Annotated in this window: 15 protein-coding genes; 10 read left to right on the forward strand and 5 right to left on the reverse strand. The window is 72.6% G+C overall.

Features of this window, described 5'->3' with window-relative positions:
- Positions 1-131: 131 nt before the first annotated feature.
- Entirely contained in the window at positions 132-794 is a 663-nt protein-coding gene (msrA, locus tag AB0B98_RS17180) for a peptide-methionine (S)-S-oxide reductase MsrA (protein ID WP_238666659.1), read from the reverse strand.
- Between the two features lie 76 nt (positions 795-870).
- Entirely contained in the window at positions 871-1,293 is a 423-nt protein-coding gene (locus tag AB0B98_RS17185) for an HIT family protein (RefSeq protein ID WP_238666658.1), read from the reverse strand.
- A gap of 140 nt (positions 1,294-1,433) precedes the next feature.
- Here AB0B98_RS17185 and AB0B98_RS17190 point away from each other — a divergent pair, with 140 nt between their 5' ends.
- From AB0B98_RS17190 to ilvA, 4 genes are all read left to right on the forward strand, one after another.
- On the forward strand, positions 1,434-2,477 hold the full coding sequence (locus AB0B98_RS17190) for a hypothetical protein (RefSeq protein WP_357363671.1): 1,044 nt from the start codon (positions 1,434-1,436) through the stop codon (positions 2,475-2,477).
- A gap of 109 nt (positions 2,478-2,586) precedes the next feature.
- Complete coding sequence (locus tag AB0B98_RS17195; protein WP_091394199.1) at positions 2,587-3,729, forward strand: cystathionine gamma-synthase; 1,143 nt, start codon at positions 2,587-2,589, stop codon at positions 3,727-3,729.
- Positions 3,730-3,742: 13 nt separating this feature from the next.
- On the forward strand, positions 3,743-5,152 hold the full coding sequence (locus AB0B98_RS17200; RefSeq protein WP_357270902.1) for an amidase family protein: 1,410 nt from the start codon (positions 3,743-3,745) through the stop codon (positions 5,150-5,152).
- 68 nt (positions 5,153-5,220) lie between these two features.
- Positions 5,221-6,441, forward strand: coding sequence for a threonine ammonia-lyase (ilvA, locus tag AB0B98_RS17205; RefSeq protein ID WP_238666655.1), 1,221 nt, complete (start codon positions 5,221-5,223; stop codon positions 6,439-6,441).
- A 96-nt stretch (positions 6,442-6,537) separates the two neighbouring features.
- On the opposite strand, the gene greA is transcribed toward ilvA, so the two are convergent.
- Both greA and AB0B98_RS17215 read right to left on the reverse strand, forming a co-directional pair.
- Positions 6,538-7,035, reverse strand: a complete 498-nt coding sequence (gene greA / locus AB0B98_RS17210; protein ID WP_124854723.1) for a transcription elongation factor GreA — start codon at positions 7,033-7,035, stop codon at positions 6,538-6,540.
- A gap of 156 nt (positions 7,036-7,191) precedes the next feature.
- A complete protein-coding gene (locus AB0B98_RS17215) occupies positions 7,192-7,632 on the reverse strand; it encodes a DUF4307 domain-containing protein (RefSeq protein WP_238666654.1) in 441 nt (146 codons plus the stop codon).
- 202 nt (positions 7,633-7,834) lie between these two features.
- On the opposite strand from AB0B98_RS17215, the gene mca reads away from it, so the two are divergent.
- The 6 genes from mca to purE all read left to right on the forward strand — a co-directional run bounded on the left by mca (position 7,835) and on the right by purE (position 15,679).
- Positions 7,835-8,716 carry a mycothiol conjugate amidase Mca gene (gene mca, locus AB0B98_RS17220; protein WP_238666653.1) on the forward strand — a complete coding sequence of 294 codons (882 nt, stop codon included), beginning with the start codon at positions 7,835-7,837 and terminating at the stop codon, positions 8,714-8,716.
- 48 nt (positions 8,717-8,764) lie between these two features.
- Positions 8,765-9,058: a hypothetical protein gene (locus tag AB0B98_RS17225; protein WP_238666652.1), complete on the forward strand. Its 294-nt coding sequence runs from the start codon at positions 8,765-8,767 to the stop codon at positions 9,056-9,058.
- Between the two features lie 179 nt (positions 9,059-9,237).
- Positions 9,238-11,769: a bifunctional diguanylate cyclase/phosphodiesterase gene (locus tag AB0B98_RS17230; protein ID WP_238666651.1), complete on the forward strand. Its 2,532-nt coding sequence runs from the start codon at positions 9,238-9,240 to the stop codon at positions 11,767-11,769.
- Between the two features lie 52 nt (positions 11,770-11,821).
- The gene (locus tag AB0B98_RS17235; RefSeq protein WP_357363674.1) at positions 11,822-13,858 is read left to right on the forward strand and encodes a thioredoxin domain-containing protein; all 2,037 of its coding nucleotides are present in this window, start codon (positions 11,822-11,824) and stop codon (positions 13,856-13,858) included.
- Positions 13,859-13,979: 121 nt separating this feature from the next.
- Positions 13,980-15,155, forward strand: coding sequence for a 5-(carboxyamino)imidazole ribonucleotide synthase (locus tag AB0B98_RS17240; RefSeq protein ID WP_210863297.1), 1,176 nt, complete (start codon positions 13,980-13,982; stop codon positions 15,153-15,155).
- Between the two features lie 32 nt (positions 15,156-15,187).
- Positions 15,188-15,679, forward strand: a complete 492-nt coding sequence (gene purE, locus AB0B98_RS17245; RefSeq protein ID WP_238666648.1) for a 5-(carboxyamino)imidazole ribonucleotide mutase — start codon at positions 15,188-15,190, stop codon at positions 15,677-15,679.
- Between the two features lie 433 nt (positions 15,680-16,112).
- Here the strand turns inward: purE and AB0B98_RS17250 are convergent, their stop codons facing one another.
- On the reverse strand, positions 16,113-21,005 hold the full coding sequence (locus AB0B98_RS17250; protein ID WP_357363677.1) for a permease: 4,893 nt from the start codon (positions 21,003-21,005) through the stop codon (positions 16,113-16,115).
- Positions 21,006-21,097: the final 92 nt, after the last annotated feature.

Raw genomic sequence — 21,097 nt, forward strand, 5'->3', positions numbered from 1 at the left:
GGGGCGGCGTCGGGTGGGGGGCCGGGGGCGGCGTTGGGGGGGGCCCCCCCCCCCCCGGGGGGGGGGGCGCCCCCCCCCCCCGGGGGGGGCCCCCCCCCCCCCCCCCCCCGACGGGGTGGTGTGCGTCTTGGTCAGCCGCCGACTCGGGCCACGCCGACCGGGCAGCTCAGCCCGTTCGGGCCGTGGTTGCAGTACCCGTTCGGGTTCTTGGTCGGCGCCAGGTACTGCTGGTGGTAGTCCTCGGCGAAGTAGTAGCTGCCGAGCGGCGCGATCTCGGTGGTGATCTCACCCTTGCCGGCCCGCGTCACGATCGGCTGGAACGCGTCCCGGGACGACTCCGCGATGGTCCGCTGCTCGTCGGTGGTCGTGTAGATCGCCGAGCGGTACTGGGTGCCCACGTCGTTGCCCTGGCGCATGCCCTGGGTCGGGTCGTGGTTCTCCCAGAAGACCTTCAGCAGATCCTCATAATTGATCTTGCTGGGGTCGTACACCACCTGGACGACCTCGGCGTGCCCGGTCCGGCCGGAACACGTCTCCTCGTACGTCGGGTTCTTGGTGATGCCACCCGCGTAGCCGGCGGAGGTGGTGTAGACACCGGGCAGCGTCCAGAACAGCCGCTCGGCACCCCAGAAACAGCCCATGCCGAAGACCGCTACCTGAAGGCCCTCAGGGAACGGGCCCTTCAACGGGGTGCCCAGCACCTCGTGGCGGTCGGCGACCGGCATGGCGATCGAACGGCCCGGCAGGGCCTGGTCGGGCGAGACCATATCGGCGTTCATACGGCGCAAAAACACGGTGGGGATCTCCTCTCGTACCACTCCCAGCGTGTAACACCGGAGGGTCCACCTTCCTTACCCGCGTGACAGTCAGTCAGGCCCCGCCGGGGAGCGCAGCCGCGATCCGGTCCGCGTACGCCTGGGCCTCGGTGTCGTCGTCGTACCGCGTGCGCGGCCAGAAGAAGCCCCGCAACCCGTCGCCCTTGGTGCGAGGGACCACGTGGGTGTGCAGGTGGGGCACCGATTGGGACACCTTGTTGTTCATCGCCACGAACGTCCCACCGGCGCCGAGAGCGGTCTCTACCGCCACCGCGAGCCGCTGAACCATGGCGAAGTAGTCGGGCAGCAGGTCGGCCGGCAACTCCGCCAGGGTCACCAGGTGCACCCGGGGCACCACCAGGACATGGCCTTTGAACACCGGCCGGGTGTCCAGGAAGGCCACCCCGTCCGGGGTGTCGGCCACCCGGAACGCCGGCACCTCGCCCGTCACGATCCCGCAGAACACGCAACCGCTCATCGGCCCAGGCTATGCCGGCGCCTCGCGAGGCACGGCGCCCCCCGCACGTGAACCGACTGTGGTAATCATCTACGTGAATGAATGAACGCGGGGTGATCCCGGCCGTCGGCGTGCGCGTCGACGCTCCGAAAGGACCAAGCTTGCAGAACAGAAGAGGCCTCACCCTGGCGCTGGCGGCGCTGATCGCCGGGCTGCTCACCGGCGCGACCCCGGGCCACGCCCAGGCGGCCGCCGCGCCGACCGCCGTCGCACTGCCGCTGAACACGGTGGCCGACGTGGTGTCGGCCGGTGACCGGGTCTTCGTCAGCGGTGGCAGTTCCGCAACCGATGTCGTGGTGACCAGCGCGACAGGCACCGTGGTCGGCACGCTGTCGGGCCTGCCCGGCCCCACCGACCTGCTGCTCAGCGCCGACCGGCGGACCCTCTACGTGGCGCTGCCCACCGCCAACGCCATCGCCGCCTTCGACACCGGCTCGCTGATTGAGTCGGCCCGGTACGACACCGGCGCGGGCGAGTGCCCGTCGTCGCTGGCGTTGACCGGCCGGTACCTGTGGTTCGGCTACGGCTGTGACCAGTGGGGCGGCAACATCGGCCAGATCGACCTGGGACGCCAGCCGGCCCGGGTGACGACGGGGTTGGCCACCACTCAGGACTTCTATGGCGCTCCGCTGCTCGCCGCCGCCAGCCAGAACCGGTCGGTGCTGCTGGCCGGGCAGATGTCGTTGAGCCCGGCGTCGGTCTACGCGTACGCCATCGGAGCCGGGGGAACGCTGACCCTGCTGCGGGCGAGCGACTGGACGGCGATCGGCAGCAACCTGCGGGACATCGCCCTCGACCCGACCGGCACCACCGTCTACACCGCGGCCGGTGCCCCGTACGAGGTGCAGGCGTTCCCGTTCGCCGACATCACCACCCCCTCCGCGACCTTCCCCACCGGCGCCTACCCGGCCGCCGTCGAGCCGTCCCGCGACGGCACCAGGATCGCCGCCGCGGCGGACACGTCGTACCTGTTCGTCCATCGGCCGGACGGCACCGAGCTGACCCGCTTCGTGCTGGGAGGCGGTGAGCTGAGCCCGGGTGGGTTGGCCTGGTCGCCGAACGGTGCACGGCTCTACGCGCTCTCCTACGACTGGACCGGGAGAAACCCGGCCACCCTGCACGTCCTGCCCGTACCGGCCGACTGACCGGCCGTCGGCCCCTGGCTGGCACACGGGGCCGGGCCGGAAGGCCCGGCCCCCACCGGGAGCGCGGGTTCCGTTCCCGCCCTCGGGGCGGGGCACTAGCCTCACCAGAATGAGTCACGGCTTCGAGACGCTCGCCATCCACGCCGGTCAGGACCCCGAGGCCCGCACCGGCGCGGTGATCCCACCGATCTACCAGACCAGCACGTACGCCCAGGACGCCGTCGGCGCACCTCGTCTCGGCTACGAGTACAGCCGCTCCGGCAACCCGACCCGTGACGCGCTCCAGGAGTGCCTGGCGGCGCTGGAGGGCGGGCCGGTGGGGCTCGCCTTCGCCAGCGGCCTGGCAGCGGAGGACACCCTGCTGCGGGCCGTGTGTCAGCCCGGCGACCACGTGGTGATCCCGGACGACGCGTACGGCGGCACGTACCGGCTCTTCGCCCGGGTCGCCCAACGCTGGGGCCTGGAGTTCAGCCCGGCCAAGGTCTCCGACCCGGACGCGGTCCGGGCGGCGGTGCAGCCCGGCCGCACGAAGATCGTCTGGGTGGAGACGCCGACCAACCCGCTGCTCGGCATCGCCGACATCGCCGCCCTGGCCGCCGTGGCACATGACGCGGGCGCCCTGCTGGTGGTGGACAACACCTTCGCCTCGCCGTACCTGCAGCAGCCGATCGCCTTCGGCGCGGACGTCGTGGTGCACTCCACCACCAAGTACGTCGGCGGGCACTCCGACGTGGTCGGTGGCGCCCTCGTCGTCGCCGACGCCGGGCTCGGCGAGGAGTTGCGCTACCACCAGAACGCGATGGGCGCGATCAACGGTCCGTTCGACGCCTGGCTCACCCTGCGGGGCATCAAGACCCTCGGGGTACGCATGGACCGGCACTGCGACAACGCCGAGCGGCTCGCCGCGTACCTCGACGGTCACGCCAAGGTCGCCCAGGTGCTCTATCCGGGCCTGCCCTCGCACCCCGGTCACGAGGTGGCCGCCAAGCAGATGCGCAGGTTCGGCGGCATGATCTCGTTCCGCGCCGCCGGTGGTGAGGACCACGCCGTGGACATCTGCAACCGGGCCAAGCTCTTCGTGCTCGCCGAGTCGCTGGGTGGTGTGGAATCCCTGATCGAGCACCCGGGTCGGATGACACACGCAAGTGCTGCCGGCTCGCCGCTTGAAGTTCCCGGGGATCTCGTGCGACTGTCTGTCGGCATCGAGACGGTCGACGACCTACTCGCCGATCTGGAGCAGGCGCTGGGCTGACCGCTGGGGGAGGATGGCCGTGCAGGACATCATGGCGACCTGGGTCGGAGCGACCGCCAAGCAGATCGCCCGGGGCGTACGCCGAGGTGACGTCTCGGCGACCCAGGTCGTCGCCGACCACCTCGAGTACATCTCCCGAGCCGACAGTGAGCTGGCCGCGTTCCGCGCCGTTCGCGGCGGTGAGGCGATCACCGAGGCGGAGAAGGTCGACGAGCAGGAGGACCTGGCCAACCTGCCGCTGGCCGGGGTTCCGGTGGCGGTCAAGGAGAACACACCGGTCGCCGGTCTGCCCACCTGGAACGGGTCGGCCGCCGCCCGCACCGAGGTGGCGGAGGCCGACCACGAGGTGGTGCGTCGGCTGCGCGGCGCCGGCGCAGTGATCCTCGGCGTGACCCGGATGCCGGAGCTGGGGCTGTGGGCACTGACCGACGACGACAGCGGGGTCACCCGTAACCCCTGGGACAGCACGCGTACCCCCGGTGGGTCCTCCGGTGGTGCCGCCGCCGCTGTCGCCGCCGGGCTGGTGCCGATCGCGCACGCCAACGACGGTCTCGGCTCGATCCGGATTCCTGCGGCCTGCTGCGGACTCGTCGGGCTCAAGCCGGGCCGGGGCGTGGTCCCCTGCCAGCTCGGGGCGGACGACTGGTTCGGCCTCACCGAGCACGGCATGCTCACCAGCACTGTCGCCGACGCGGCGGTCGGCTTCTCGGTGCTCGCCGGCCGGCGTCCCGAGAAGCTGGTCCCCCCGCAGCGGCTGCGGGTGGGTGTCTCGCTGCGTTCGCCGGTGCGCGGTGTCGCACCGGACGCGCCAAACCGGGACGCGGTCGCCGCCGCCGGTCGGCTCCTCGCCGCCGCCGGGCACGACACCGTGCCGGCCGATCCGGTCTACCCGACCGCGCTCGGCCTGCAGGGCATCGCCACCTGGCTCGCCGCGGCCGCCACCGACGTCCGGGCCTCCGGTCTGGACCGGCGTGGGCTGCAACGGCGGACCCGGCGACACGTCGCGCTCGGCGAGTGGGCGCAGCGTCGCGGCTACGTGCGGGAGGCGGACCGGGCCGCCTGGCGGCAACGGTCCGTCGACTTCTTCACCGACCACTCGGTCGACCTGCTACTCACCCCGGCGCTGGCCAGCGCGCCACCGGAGGCGGCCCGCTGGTCGGAGCGGTCCTGGCGGGCGAACATGTCAGCCAACATCCGGTACGCCCCGTACGCCGCACCCTGGAACATCGCCGGCCTGCCGGCGGTCGTCGTGCCGGTCGGCCGCCGCCCGGACGGCCTGCCGGTCGCCGTGCAGCTGGTCGGTCCGCCCGGTTCGGAGCTGCTGTTGCTCGGTGTGGCCGGTCAGTTCGAGATGGCCGCCCCGTGGACGCGTCACGCCCCCGGCTACCCCCGGGTCGGCACGGAGTCGCCGGCCACCGCGTGACCGTCTCCCGCACGCCTCGCACCGGTGTCGCCGCAGGGTGCCACGGGGGCGAATGGCACGATCGGGGCATGACGGAACTGGTCGGTCTCGACGACGTGCGGGCCGCACGGGAGTTGCTCGCTGGCGTCACCCGCACCACCCCACTGGAGCCCTCCCGGCCGCTCAGCGCGGCACTGGGCGGGCCGACGTGGCTCAAGTGCGAGAACGTGCAGCGCGCCGGCTCGTACAAGGTGCGGGGCGCGTACGTGCGGATCTCCCGGTTGTCGGCGGCGGAGCGGGAGCGCGGCGTGGTAGCGGCGAGCGCTGGCAACCACGCGCAGGGCGTGGCACTCGCCGCCGGCCTGGTCGGCACGCACGCCACCGTCTTCATGCCCGTCAACGCGCCGCTGCCGAAGGTCGCCGCCACCAAGGGGTACGGCGCGCAGGTCGAGCTGGCCGGGAACACCGTCGACGAGTCGCTGGTCGCGGCGCACACGTACGCCGAGCGCACCGGCGCGGTGCTGATCCACCCGTTCGACCATCCCGATGTGATCGCCGGGCAGGGCACCGTGGCGCTGGAGATCCTCGAACAGTGCCCGGACGTGAAGACGATCATCACCGGGGTGGGTGGCGGCGGTCTGATCTCGGGCATGGCGGTGGCCGTGAAGGCGTTGCGCCCGGATGTCCGGATCATCGGCGTGCAGGCGGCCGGGGCGGCGGCGTTCCCGCCCTCGCTGGTGGCCGGGGAACCGGTCCGGCTGCCCATCTTCTCCACCATCGCCGACGGCATCGCGGTCGGCCGGCCGGGCGAAATCACCTTCAACCACGTGCGCAAGCTGGTCGACGAGATCGTCACGGTCTCCGAGGAGGACATCTCCCGGGCCCTGCTGATGCTGCTGGAGCGGGGCAAGCAGGTGGTCGAGCCGGCCGGGGCGGTCGGTGTGGCCGCGCTGCTGGCCGGCGTGGTCGAGGTGGAGACCCCCGTGGTCGCGGTGCTCTCCGGCGGCAACATCGACCCGCTGCTGATGCTGCGGGTGATCGAGCACGGGTTGGCCGCGGCGGGTCGCTACCTGCGGGTCACCGTCCGCTGTTCGGACCGGCCAGGGCAGCTCGCGTCGCTGCTCAGCCAGATCGCCGAGCACCGGGCCAACGTGGTGGACGTGGAGCACCAGCGGGCCAACCCGCACCTCAGCCTCGGCGAGGTGGAGGTGGCGCTGTCGGTGGAGACCCGGGGCGTCGAGCACTCGGACACCCTGATCAGCGCCCTACGGGCCAGTGGCTACCAGGTGGTCTTCGCGGCCGAGGCGTGACACCGGTGGGTGCCACGCCTCGGATGCGCGGTGTTTCGACAGCGGATGCCGGCGTCGGTCGAGCCGGCCGGCAGCGGGTGGCGCGACCGGCGAGAATCAGCCGGAGAACGGCTCGAAGCTGACCACTGTCACCTTGATGTCGGCGCCGCTGGGCGCCGTGTAGGTGCAGGTCTGCCCGGCTCGACCACCCAGGATCGCCTTGCCCAGCGCGGACTCGGGGCTGTAGACGGTCAGGTCCGTCGTGGCCGCGATCTCCCGGGAACCGAGCAGGAAGGTCTCGGTGTCGTTTGTGTCGTCGTCGAAGTAGATCGTCACCACCATGCCCGGCGACACCGCGTCGGCGGTCGGCGCCGCGCCGACCTTCGCGGTGCGCAGCAGCTCCTGCAGGTAGCGGATGCGACCCTCGGCCTTGCCCTGCTCCTCGCGGGCGGCGTGATAGCCGCCGTTCTCCTTGAGGTCGCCCTCCTCGCGCCGAGCGTTGATCTCGGCTGCGATCGCCGGACGGTTGGCGATGTGTTCGTCGAGCTCGGCCTGGAGGCGGTCGTACGCGTCCTGCGACAGCCAGGTGGCGGGCGCCTCGTTGCCAGTGGACACAGGCGTTCTCCTCAGTTGTGCGTGGCTGGCTGACAGGTGAACTACCAAGTTACCAGTGCGCTACGACACAGCGTGTCGGCCATCACCGCCGGTGTCCGGATCCGACACCGGCGGTAGGCGCCCCGTCAGCCCCGCTTCTGGTGCTGTTCGAGCAGCTCAGGACGGTGGTCGGCAGCTCAGGACCTCACCGATGAACGGCCGCGCGGTGGTGGCCAGGAGGTGCTGGGTCCTGACATGCCGATCCCCGGGATCGGCGGTCACGGTGACCTGTTCGCGGCCGACCTCGGCACCGGCGCGGTCCCGGGCGCGCACCAGGCAGACCGCTGATCCACCGGGCGGGACGGTGACCCGAAAGTCGAGAAGCACCTGCTTGTCCGTGATGTCGGTGTACGTGATCACCTGGGCGTCGTAGACCGGATCACCGTACTGCCGGTAGAGCCGGACCGAGATCACTGTCAGCGTCGCCACGAGCGCCAACAGCGCCAGCGCGGCCAGCAGCGTACGGCGGCGCTTTCCGCCCGGTGCCCGACGGCGGCCGTAGCGTCCGGCCGGGAATACCGGCGCGCCTGGTGAAATTGTGGCGTGCGTCTCGGTCACCGGCGGGTATCTCCTGGCGTTGTTGTCGGCGGCATCGGCAAGAATGACAGAGCCCCATCCTCCCACCCGGTCCAGCCGCAGGAATGGCAGGTCATGCCCGGCGCTGGTGGCCGGTGACAGGTGCGGTGAGGAAAGATCCCGGCAGGTCAGCCGGTCGAGCCCGGTCGGGTCCACCGTCCGGCACAGACGAGGAGCGCCGAAGTTGGCAGAGCAACTGCGTCTCATGGCCGTGCACGCGCACCCGGACGACGAGTCGAGCAAGGGCGCGGCGACGACGGCGAAATATGTCGCTCAGGGGGTGGACGTCCTGGTCGTGACGTGCACCGGTGGCGAGCGCGGGAGCGTGCTCAACCCCAAGCTCGACCGACCCGACGTGTGGGCCAACATCGGCGAGATCCGGCGTGCCGAGATGGACGCCGCGCGGGCGATCCTCGGCGTCGACCAGGCATGGCTGGGCTTCGTCGACTCGGGTCTGCCCGAGGGCGATCCGCTGCCGCCGCTGCCCGAGGGCTGTTTCGCCCTCCAGGACGTCGAGGTCGCCGCGGGCCCGCTGGTGCGGTTGATGCGCGAGTTCCGTCCGCACGTGGTGACCACGTACGACGAGGAGGGTGGCTACCCGCACCCGGACCACATCATGTGCCACAAGGTGAGCGTGGCCGCGTTCGAGGCCGCCGGTGACCCGGAGCGCTACCCGGAGCTGGGCGCGCCCTGGCAGCCGCTGAAGCTCTACTACGACATCGGCTTCTCCAAGGGCAAGATCATGGCTTTGCACGAGGGCATGCTGGCCGCCGGTCTGGAGTCGCCCTACGAGGATTGGCTCAAGCGTTGGGAGGACCGCCCCGACAAGGGCCCGCGGATCACCACCCGGGTCGAGTGCGCCGAATACTTCTCGGTCCGCGATGACGCGCTGCGCGCCCACGCCACCCAGGTCGACCCGGACGGCTTCTGGTTCCACGTGCCGATGGAGCTGCAGAAGCGCGCCTGGCCGACCGAGGATTACGAGCTGGCCCGCTCGATGGTCGACAGCCCGCTGCCCGAGTCCGATCTCTTCGCCGGGGTGCGGGAGACGGCGCACGCGCGCTGATTCCCGGCGGCGCTACCCTGGTTACCAACCGCACATCGGAGGAACGCCATGCTGACCGCTGCCCAGGTGCTCGCGGAGAACAACTTCGGGGACACCCGCACGGGTGGTCTGGCCGGGCCGATGGGCCTCTTCCTCATCCTGCTGCTGGCCACCGCGACCATCCTGCTGATCCGCAACATGAACGCTCGGCTGCGCCGTCTGCCGGACCGTTTCCCCCAGCAGTCCGGGCCGACCGACCCGACCAGGGCCGATGCGACAGTCGTCGATCCGACAGACGGGACCGGTGGGCGTGATTCATCCACGCCCGCTCCCAACGGGCACCAGCAGCACCTGAACGGGTAGTCCGCGCATGAATCACGCCGAACCGGGTGGTCGCCCCCTGTTGCGACCACCCGGTTTGGCTTAGCCTTCCGCCGGGGGGACCAAAAGTCTCCGAGCCGTGTGCGGGAGGGGGCGCCGATGACCAGCACAGCACCGGCCGCCCACCGCGACGTCGGTCGGTCGGCTGACGGGGGAGGTCGATGACCTCCGGTCCGGCCGACGACCCGTTCGATCGGCTCGGGGTGCGTGGCACACCGGGCCGGCTGCTCGTGCTCACCGCCGCCGTCACGCTGACCGCCCTGGCCGCCGCCGCGGTCGGGTTGACCCTCCCGGTCCGGTTGCCGGCCGACGACCCCCTCGGCGGTCCGGCCCGCTTCGGCATCGCCGTCGCCGTCCTGGCCCTCGCCCAGCTCGCCCGGCTGCGATTCCGCTCGGCCGCCGGCATGGTCAGCATCACCTGGGGCGAGGCCGCCCTGATCGTCTGCCTCTACCTGACTCCAGCCGGCTGGCTCCCGTCCGCCACGCTGCTCGGCACCGGGCTGGCCTGGACGTTGCTGTCACTGCACAACGACCGCCGTCCGGCCCTGGAGATCGTCCGGATCGCCGCGTCGCTGGCCGCCGCGTCGGCACTTGCCGTCTCCGTGACCACCGCGCTCGGGCGGCCACTGCTCTCGCCACCCACCCCCATCCTGGCGCTGGCCGTGATCGCCGGTTCGGTGACGTACCTCCTGGTGACCGCCTGGCTCGGTGGCGTGACGCTGGGCCTGCGGCACGGGCTGCCGATCGGGCCGCCGCTGCTCGCCGCGCTGCGCGGCAAGCTGTTGATGTTCGTCGGCAACGTGGCGGTCGGCCTCGTGGTGGTCGCCCTGCTGGAACTCGACCCGCGCTGGTTGCTGTTGCTGCCACCACTGCTGTGGCTGTTGCAGCAGACCTACCGTTACCGGCTGCGCTCCGATCAGGAGCGCCGCACCTGGCGTGCCTTCGCGGAGGCCACCGCGGCCCTCAACCAGCTCGACGAGCGGGGCGTGGCCAGCGCGGCGGTCACCGGGGCGCTGACGCTGTTCAACGCCGAGTTGGTGGACGTCGACGTGGCCCGGGCCGACGGCCGGTGGCACCGCTACCGGGGCGACGCCGGCGGTCAGCTTGTCGACCGGGAGACCGGCCCACCGGACCAGTCGGAGCCGGACGAGCACGAGCTGAGCCGGGCACTGTCGGTCGGTGCCACGCCGGTCGGCCGGCTGCGGGTGCGGTTCCCCCGCTCGGCCCCGCCCACGGCCCGCGAACATGACGCGGTGGCCGCGTTCGGCGATGCCCTCGCCGCCGCGCTGCACGACGCCGCGACCCACCACGAGCTGCGGCTGGTGACCGCCCGTTCGTCGTACGAGGCGGTGCACGACCCGCTCACCGGGCTCGCCAACCGGGCGGCGATGCTGAGCAAGGGCGACCAGTCGCTGCGACAGCTCAGCCACGACCACCCGGTGGCACTGCTGCTGCTGGACATCAACCAGTTCAAGGAAGTCAACGACACCCTCGGCCACGCGGCCGGTGACCAGTTGCTGCGACTGACCGCGAACCGACTCAACGCGCTGGTCCGCGCTGGTGACCTGCTCGGTCGACTCGGTGGTGACGAGTTCGCCCTGCTGCTCACGGCGGTGCCGGTGCTCGGCGACCGGGCCGCCCCGATGGCCCACGCGTTGCGGCAGGCCCGCGAGATCGCCGAACGGTTGGCCGCACCGACCGAGGTGGCCGGCGTACGGATGTCCATCGAGGTCTCGGTCGGGGTGGTGGTGGCCGCCGCGGGCACCGCGGACCTGACCGAGCTGCTGCGTCGGGCCGACATCGCGATGTACCAGGCCAAGGAGGGCGGCGGCAACGTCGCCGCGTACGACGGCGCACGCGACGCGGCCAGCACCGACCAGCTCGCCCTGCTGGCCGAGCTGCGGGAGGCGTTGAAGGTCGACGATCAGCTGGTGCTGGCGTTGCAGCCGGCGGTCGACCTGGCCACCGGTGCGCCCACCGGGGTGGAGGCGCTGATCCGTTGGCAGCACCCCCGGCGTGGGTGGCTGAACCCGGCCGACTTCATCCGCCCGGTGGAAAACAGCGAGCAGCTCGGCACCTTCACCCGCTACGTGCTCGACAAGGCGCTCAGCGTGGCCGCCAGTTGGGCCCGGGAGGGGTTGGACGTCCCGATCTCGGTCAACCTCTCGGCGCGCAGCCTGCTCGACCCCCGGTTGCCGGCGGAGATCGCCGAGGCGTTGCGCCGCCACCAGGTGCCGCCGCACCGGCTCGTTCTGGAGATCACCGAGACGGTGGTGATGAGCGAGCTGGAGGTCATCGACGAGGTGTTGGCGACGCTCCGGTCGATGGGCGTGCAACTCGCTGTCGACGACTTCGGCACCGGCTTCTCGTCGCTGACCTTCCTCACCCGGATCGCCGTGGACGAGTTGAAGGTGGACCGTTCCTTCGTCATCCGGATGGCCGACTCGCCGGAGGCCGCCGCGATCGTCCGGACGACCGTCGGCCTGGCCCACGAGTTGGGGCTGCGGGTGGTCGCCGAAGGGGTGGAGACCGCCGAGCAGCGAATGGCCCTGGCCGAGTTGGGTTGCACCTCCGCGCAGGGCTACCACTTCTTCAAGCCCATGCCGGCGGACAAGATCGGCGCGGTGCTGGGGTCGCTGCGCGACTCGGCGGAGTCGAACGTGTTCCGGCTCCGCGCCGACGGCGCTTCCTGACCGTCCGGGTGGAGCCCGCGCGGTCCGCGCCGGGGCTGGCTATGGTCGTCAGGTGAATCGACTCGCCGACGCCACCAGTCCGTACCTGCTGCAGCACGCCGACAACCCGGTCGACTGGTGGCCGTGGTCGGACGAGGCGTTCGCCGAGGCGAAGCGGCGGGACGTTCCGGTGCTCATCTCGGTGGGCTACGCGGCCTGCCACTGGTGCCACGTCATGGCGCACGAGTCGTTCGAGAATGAGCAGGTCGGTGCCCTGATGAACGACAACTTCGTGTCGATCAAGGTGGATCGTGAGGAACGTCCGGACGTGGACGCGATCTACATGACCGCCACCCAGGCGATGACCGGCCAGGGTGGTTGGCCGATGACTGTCTTCGCCACCCCGGACGGCACCCCGTTCTTCTGCGGCACCTACTTCCCGCAACCCAACTTCGTCCAGTTGCTCCAGTCGGTCGCCACCGCCTGGCGGGAGCAGCGCGAGGCGGTGCTGGGCCAGGGCGCCGCGGTGGTCGAGGCGATCGGCGGCGCGCAGGCCGTGGGCGGCCCCACCGCGCCGCTGGACGCCCCGCTGCTCGACGCGGCGGCCGCAACGCTGGCCAGCGAGTACGACCGCACCAACGGCGGTTTCGGCGGCGCCCCGAAGTTTCCGCCGCACATGAACCTGCTCTTCCTGCTGCGTCACCACCAGCGCACCGGCGACCCGGGCAGCCTGGAGATCACCCGGCACACCGCCGAGGCGATGGCCCGGGGCGGCATCTACGACCAGCTCGCGGGCGGCTTCGCCCGCTATTCGGTCGACGCGCACTGGACGGTGCCGCACTTCGAGAAGATGCTCTACGACAACGCGCTGCTGCTGCGGGTCTACACCCAGCTGTGGCGACTCACCGGTGACCCGCTGGCCCGCCGGGTGGCCCGGGACACCGCCCGGTTCCTCGCCGACGAGCTGCACCGCCCGGGGCAGGGGTTCGCGTCCGCCCTGGACGCCGACACCGAGGGCGTCGAGGGGCTCACCTACGCCTGGACGCCCGCCCAGCTCGTGGAGGCGTTGGGCGAGGAGGACGGCCGGTTCGCCGCCGACCTGTTCACAGTCACCGACCAGGGCACCTTTGAGCACGGCATGAGCGTGCTCAAGCTCGCCCGGGACGTGGACGACGCCGCGCCCGAGGTGCGTGCCCGCTGGCAGCAGGTGGTCGGGCGGCTCCTCGCCGCCCGGGACACCCGCCCCCAGCCGGCCCTCGACGACAAGGTGGTGGCCGCCTGGAACGGCCTGGCGATCACCGCCATCGCCGAGTTCCAGCAGGTCGCCGCCGTGTACGCGTCCCCGCAGGACGAGGACGCCAACCTGATGGACGGCGTCACCATCGTCGCCGACGGGGCGATGCGCCAGGCCGCCGAGCACCTGGCCACCGTGCACCTGGTGGACGGCCGGCTGCGCCGGGTCTCCCGGGACGGCAAGGTCGGCGAGCCGGCCGGCGTCCTGGAGGACTACGGCTGCGTCGCCGAGGCATTCTGCGCGCTGCACCAGCTCACCGGCGAGGGCCGCTGGCTCACAGTGGCCGGCGAGCTGCTGGACACCGCCCTCGCGCACTTCGCCGCGCCCGGTGGCGCCTTCTACGACACCGCCGACGACGCGGAGCGGCTCGTCGCACGGCCGGCCGACCCCACCGACAACGCCACCCCGTCCGGCCGGTCGGCGATGATCGCCGGGCTGGTGGCGTACTCGGCGCTGACCGGGGAGACGCGCTACCGGGAGGCCGCCGAGGTGGCCCTCGGCACTGTCGCGCCCATCGTCGGCAGGCACCCCCGGTTCGCCGGGTACGCGGCCACTGTCGGGGAGGCGTTGCTCTCCGGGCCGTACGAGATCGCAGTGGTCACCGACGACCCGGCCGGCGACCCCCTGGTGGCCGCCGCCCGCCGGCACGCGCCGCCCGGAGCGGTGGTCGTCGCCGGGCGTCCGGACCAGCCGGGTGTGCCGCTGCTCGCCGACCGTCCGCTGGTCGAGGGGCGGTCCGCCGCGTACGTCTGCCGGGGTTTCGTCTGCCAGCGGCCGGTCACCTCGGTCGAGGAGCTGGTAGCCGAGCTGGGCTGAGCGCACGGCCACGCCCGGTAGTCGCCAGCGTCGCCCGCCGGGTGGCCCCGCCACCGCTTCCGAGGCGGGTCGCCAGCCCTCCCGGTGGGCCCGTCGGCGGCCCGGATAGGCTGGCCGCGCTATGGATTCCCGTACCGGTCTGCCAGTTGTCGGCATGGTGGGTGGCGGCCAGTTGGCCCGGATGACCCACCAGGCCGCGATCGCCCTCGGCCAGTCACTGCGTGTGCTCGCGACCGCCCCCGACGACGGCGCGGCGCTGGTCGCCGCCGACGTCCAGTACGGCGACCACACCGACCTGGCCGCGCTGCGCACCTTCGCCAAGGGCTGCGACGTCGTCACCTTCGACCACGAGCACGTGCCCTCCGAGCACATCCGCACGCTGGCTGCGGAAGGGGTGCCCCTCTACCCGCCGGCGGACGCGCTGCTGCACGCCCAGGACAAGCAGGTCATGCGGGAACGCCTGACCGAGCTGGGCGCTCCCAACCCGGCCTGGCGGCCGGTCGGGGAGCCCGCCGACCTCGTCGGCTTCGGCGAGCAGGTCGGCTGGCCGGTGGTGCTCAAGGCGGCCCGTGGTGGGTACGACGGCCGGGGCGTCTGGATGGTCGACGACGCCGCCCAGGCCACCGAGTTGGCGACCACGCTGCTCGCCGGCGGCACCCGGCTGATCGTCGAGGAGCGGGTGCCGCTGCGGCGAGAGCTGGCGGTGCAGGTGGCCCGTTCGCCGTTCGGTCAGGTGGCCGCGTACCCGGTGGTCGAGACCGTGCAGCGCGACGGCATCAACGTGGAGGTGCTGGCCCCGGCACCCGGCCTGGACGAGGAGTTGGCGGTCTCCGCGCAGCAGCTCGCCATCGACCTGGCCACCGCGCTCGGAGTGATCGGCCTGCTGGCCGTGGAGTTGTTCGAGGTGCGCGACGACGCCGGCCGGCCCGCGATCGTGGTCAACGAGCTGGCGATGCGTCCGCACAACTCCGGGCACTGGACCATCGAGGGCGCCCGGACCTCGCAGTTCGAGCAGCACCTGCGGGCCGTGCTGGACTACCCGATGGGCGACACCGCGCTGACCGCCCCGGTGGTGGTGTCGGCGAACGTGCTCGGCGGCGAGCCGGGCGGAATGTCGATCGACGAGCGGTTGCACCACCTCTTCGCCGCCGAGCCGGGTGCCAAGGTGCACCTGTACGGCAAGCAGGTGCGACCCGGCCGCAAGATCGGGCACGTCACGGTGCTCGGTGACGACCTGGACGACCTGCGGGCGCGGGCCGCCCGGGCCGCGCGTTGGCTGCGCGAGGGCCACGAGTGAGCCACGGTTTCCGGAACGACGAGAGGGCCGCAGTGAGCACGGTTGGCTTGATCATGGGCAGCGACTCGGACTGGCCGACAATGCGGGCCGCCGCCGAGGTGTTGGACGACTTCGGCGTGGCGTACGAGGTTCGGGTGATCTCGGCGCACCGGACTCCGGTCGCGATGATCGAGTACGGGCGCGACGCCGCCGACCGGGGTCTCAAGGTGATCATCGCAGGAGCTGGGGGTGCCGCCGCGCTGCCCGGCATGGTGGCCTCGGTGACGCCGCTGCCGGTGATCGGTGTGCCGGTGCCACTGAAGCACCTCGACGGCATGGACTCGCTGCTGTCCATCGTGCAGATGCCGGCCGGGATCCCGGTCGCCACCGTGTCGATCGGCAACGCCCGCAACGCCGGCCTGCTCGCCGTACGGATCCTCGGTGCCGCCGACGAGGGCCTGCGCGCCAAGATGGCGACCTACCAGCAGGACCTGGAGAAGCTGGTGGCAACAAAGGAAGCCGCCCTGCAAGCCACCCTGCACTAACCCCCCGGCCCCGCCCTGCACCCCGCGATCTTGCGCTTTCGGTCGTTGTTCTGCGGCTTTCACGCCTTATGTCGCAACAGAAAGTGCAAGATCGCGCGAAGCCAACCGGTGAACCCGGCCCACCCCCGCGCCAGCCTTGCGCGAACCCGACCTCGACGGGTCGATCATGGAGTTGTGGTGCCCGGAGAGAGGGCACTTAGGGATTTTGTCCCCCACCACAACTCCATGATCGACGCGAGCGGGGGCGCGAGCGCGAGCGGGAGCGCAGCGGTCGGGGCGGTCGGCCCACTCCGCCCACGATCTTGCGCTTTCGGTCGTTGTTCTGCGGCTTTCGCGCCTTATGCCGCGACAGGAAGTGCAAGATCGCGGGGCGGCAGCGCGAGCCGCGCCCGTACACACGGCGCACTCGCCCACGCCGCAGGGACCCTCCGACCTACCTCATGCCGCGTAGGGCTGTCTGTAGGCGTTCCTGGGCGCGGCGGCGGCGTTCGTTGCTCGCGCCGAGCACCAGCAGCAGGATGCCCACCGGGATCAGTGCCAGCCACGGGCCCAGGCTGAACAGGGCGTGGATCGCCGTGATCGCGGTGACCGACGCGCCGACGATCACCGGGGCCTGCTGCCGACTGGACGAGCCGAAGATCAGCACCGCGACAGCGCCGAGCAGCAGCAGCATCTGCCGCACCGTGCTGGACTCGGTGGCCAGCACGATCGCCAGCGTCGGCACGAAGGCCGCGACCAGCGCCGGCCCGTACGCCACCCAACTGCTCATGTCAGGTCGGTGGCGCAGTTCCAGGACTCCGACGAGGAGGGCCAACACGGCGAACGGCAGCGTGTACGCCTCGGGCAACGCCACGTCGGCGACGCGCATCAGGATCCACCACGCGGTGATCTCACAGACCACCACCGACCAGAACAGGATCCGACGTTCCACCGGCCGGCGACCGGGTCGGGTCGCCGCCACCCCGAGGACAGCGCCCCAGGCGGCCAGCAGGGCGGCGATGTGGCGGGGCGAGTCGAAGGCGAGGGCCAACGCGATCAGCGCGGCAGCGTACCCGGTCCACTCCACAGTGGATGCTTCCCGTTGCGCCTCGGGGCGGCGCAGCCGGGGCAGTGTCGCGGCGAGCACCTGTAGGACCGCGCCGACGGCGAGCACCCCGAACGCCGACCAGACCGCCGCCAGCCCGGCGACCAGGCCGGCGGTGAGCACGAAGAGCTGCGCCATGAGTGAGGCGAAGAGCCAGCCGAGGATGCGTGCCCGCTGGGTGGTGCCGAACAGCGCAGCCACAGCGCCCACCCCGACCGCGCTACCGAGGGTGAACAGTGTCATCTGCCGGTCGGCCAGGCTGCCGGCGAGCCCGGCGCTGCCACCGGCCAGACCGATGGCGAACACCAGCACCCGGGCCAGCCGCAGCGAGCGGGCACGCTCGACCAGCGGCGGCGGTGGGGTCAGTGCGAGACCGAGCATCGCGATGGTGAAGACGGAGAGCGCGGCGACGGTGCTGGCGGGCCAGCCCTGGCCCAGCGCGATGGGTGCGATCAGCAGCGTGACGGCCGCCCCGGGCAGCACCACCGGCACGGCCCGGGAACGCCGCCCGCCGCTGAACCCGGTGGCGGCCAGCGCGGCGGTCGCGGTGAGCAGCAACGCCGTCAGCACGTGGGTCGGGTTGACCACGTCCGGTGGTGGGGTTTGCAGCTCCGGCGGCGGGCCCTGCCAGATCCGGGTCAGTGTGCGGTGCGGCTCTACCAGGGCGGTGAGCAGCGCTGGTGCGATCGAGGCGAGCGCCAGGGCGGTCGGCAACGCTGCCGCGGCCAACGCGCCAGCGGCCGGGTTGACCCGCCACCGCCGACTCTCCGCGTCGTCCGGCAACCGCCGTAGGGCGCCGTCGAGCCGTACCGCCCAGCGCCGGACCGGCTGGGCCGCGCCGGTGGGCGGCACTGTGGCCGCGCGGATCAGCTCGGCCAGTACGCCGAGCAGGGCGGCGGCGGCCGCGTAGACGCCGGCGGCGAGGCCGGTGGGGATGGCGGCTAGGGCGCTGATGGTGGCCCCGCCGACCACCGCCACGCTGACCCAGGGCAGATATTGCGGCACCAGCCGGCGGACCGCGGCCACGGCGGCCAGACCGAGGCTGGTAGCGGCCAGCGCGGCGGTCAGCACCACCTGCGCCGAGTGTTCGAACTCGGCGGAGAGCGCCGCCACCGCACCGGGGAGGGCCAGCAGGGCGGCACCGATCGCCGCGCCGCCGATCTGCGCCAGGTGCGGCGGCATCCCCTCGGTGTCGATGTCGACGACCTGTGGACCGGCGAGGACGCGGGCCAGCGTGGCCACCACCACGCCGATCAGCGCGATGCTGCCCAGCGCCAGGGCCGTGGTCCACGGGCGGACCAGTCCGGCTCCGGCGGCGTGCAGCGCGACGACCCCGGCCACTGTGGCCCGGGACAGCCCGGCGCGCGCCTCCTCCGTTGCCACCGCGGCCATGCCGAACACTGTGGCGACCATTCCGCCGACGAGTACCGGCGACCACCAGGCCAGATCGAATGCGGCCGGTGCGCCGATCGTGGCGAGCACCACCGCCACACCGGACACGTCCCAGCGCCACGGCGGCGGGAGCAGGATGCCGGCGGCGAGGGCCAGCAGCGCCAGCGCGACCGGCGCCTGCCAGGTGGCACCGCCGACGGGGGCGGCCGGCCAGTCGCTCAGGTCACCCCTCCAGATCGCTCCGGGGGTGGCCAGCACGCCGACCCCACCGCGCACCGCCGACCAGCCGGCGAGGACGCCGATCAGGACGCCGCCGACGGTGAGGCCGAGGATCGGACCGCGTCGCCACTCCTCCGGCATGCTGCGGGCGCCCACGGCGACCACCAGAAGCAGGGCGGCGGCCACCGCCAGTTGCCCGCCCGGGGCGAGCACCGCGCCGATCCGTACCAGCGTGGCGATCAGGGCGGTGGTGACCGCTGCGGCGGCCAGGTCGGAGCCGTCGAGGGTGAGGTCGGCTCGACGGCCGGCGTCGATGGAGGGGGCCAGGAAGAGCAGCACCGCCGCGACCAGCAGGAGCGCGCCCACCCAGGCGTCGGCGACTGTCGCGCCGGGCGCCCCGAACGCCGCGGCGGTGACCATCAGCGCGCCCAGCCCGGTGCCGAGCGACAGCGGAGCGGGAATGTGGCGCTGGGAGACCTGCACGACTGCCGCGTAGCCCAGTGTCACGCAGACCGCCAGGAAGCTGGCCGCCAGGATCGGGACGGTCACCTCGCGCAGGCTCGCCGGGGTGGGGGTCGGGTCGCTCGGCATGGTCGCGGCCACGAACGCCGCCACCGCCCCGGGCAGCGCGAACGCGGCGCCACCGGCGGCCCAGGCGGTGACCGTGTCGGAGGCAGCCGAGGCGATCCTGATCCGGGGCGCCAGCGTGACCAGCGTGCCGGCCACGAACAGGGTGATCAGGACCGCGGCGGTGAGGGTGGGGCTGACCAGGCTGGCACCCGCGCCGAACAGGCCGACCACGGCCGCCCCGATGGCGTGCGCCACAGCGGCTCGGTCGGTGCGGGCGGAGAGCCCGATGACCCCGATGCCGATCGCGGTGATCACCATTGGCCAGGGTGCTGCCGCCCAGCCGAGGCCGAACGAGGCCGGGACGGCGAGCGCGGTCAGCGCCGCTCCCGCGACAGCGAACTCCCGGCGGATCTCGGTGGGCAGGGCCAGCACCGCCGCGATGGTGAGCAGGAACGCGGCACCCGCGAGCTGCCAGGTCGTCGGCCCGACGGCGGCGGCCAACTCGCCGGGGTACCGGCTGAGGTCGGGGTTCCAGGCGGGCAGTGCCGCCCGGACCGGTGCCACCCCGGCGCGTAGCGCGCCGCCGGCGACCACCAGGCCACTGACGGTCAGCGCCACCGCGGAGGCCAACTGTGGGCCACGCCGGGCCGCCTCCGGGACCGCGCGCACCGCCAGCCCGGTCACCGTGATGACCGCCGCGATCAGCAGCAGCGCCCGGCCGGGGAGGGCCACCGAGGCGATCCGGCTGAGCGAACCGATCACCGCCAGGGTGACGATGCCGGCCGCGACGTCCGGCAGCGGCGGGCGACGCAGCACCAACGCGCCGGCCAGCCCGATCATGGCGGCCAGCAGCAGCACCACCCCGGCGCCGGCCGCCGTCGGCACGGTCTGCGCCCGCAGCAGGGCGGTGACCGCGTACGCCAGCGAGACGGCGACAGCCACTGCGTGCAGCAACCAGGTCAGCTCACGCAGGCCGGGCACCGGGCGGGCCGGCTGGGGGTCGGCGGAGCCGCCGCTGGCGTCGATCAGCTCGGCGGCCTCCTCCGGGTCGCCCTCCGGCCGGCTCTCGGCGTCGCGTTGGCGGGGCGCGGCCGGCGTGCCCGGCGCTGGCAGGTCCTGCCGGACGGGGCGTTCGACAGTCACGCCGGAGCGGGCCAGGCCGAGGTTGACGAGGGCGACAAGGGCCAGCACCAGGGCCCAGCCGCCCGGGCCGGTGATCTGGTCGTACGCCAGCAGAGGCAGCACCGGCTGGGCGGCGAGCACAGTGGCGAAGCGGGGCGCTCGTAGACCGGTCCAACCGGCGTACCCGAATGCGACGGCGGCGGTGACTGCGAAGATCACCCCGGCGAAGACAGTGCCGGAGCCGCCGCCGCCGCCGATCCGGTCCACCGCCCAGAGGGCGTTGCCGGCGAGCGGCACCAGCAGCAGACCGACAGCGGCGATGGTCTCGGCGGTCGAGGTGAGCCCGCGCCGGGCCAGTGCCGGTGGGGCGAGCAGCATCAGCACTGTGGCCAGGAGCAGGATGCCGAGCCGGGCCAGCGCGTCCATCGAGCTGGTGGCCACCGCGGCGAAGACCACGGCGGCCACGCCGAGCAGCAGCGCGCCAAGCCCGAGTGGAATGTTCTGCACCTCGCGCGAGGACGCCTCCGGCGGGTGCTCCGGGTCGTCCACGTCCAGCCAGGCGGCTGGTGGGGGCGGCGGCGGATCCTCCGGGGCGGTCGGAGTGCCCTGGCGGGGCACCCGGGGTGGCGCTCCCATGGTGGCCGTCGGTGGCCGTCGGCCGGGGCGGCGGCGCAGCACCCGGCGTGGCCGGGTGGCCTGCTTGAGCCGCTCCTCGCCGGCGTGCGCGAGGATGTCCCGTTGGAAGAGCGCGGCCTGCATCTTCGCGGCGATCTGGCGCTGCTCGCGGGCGATGGCGGCGTCGCGCGCCTTCATCTCCGCTATCGAACGCTCAATGTCGGCCAGGTGCTCGACCCACTGTGGTTGATCTGCCCCACAGTGGGGGCATCGGACAGCCGGCTTGATCTCCCGGCCGCACGAGGAGCATTGAAAGGTCGCCACGACACCCCTCCACCCGCACTGTGGACTCCCACTGTCGCAGCATGCCCAAAGCTGGCGCGGATTTCGACTCTTGTCGGCGGGTCCGGGGCAAA

The sequence above is a fragment of the Micromonospora sp. NPDC048947 genome, from assembly GCF_040649495.1.
GTDB lineage: Bacteria > Actinomycetota > Actinomycetes > Mycobacteriales > Micromonosporaceae > Micromonospora > Micromonospora alfalfae.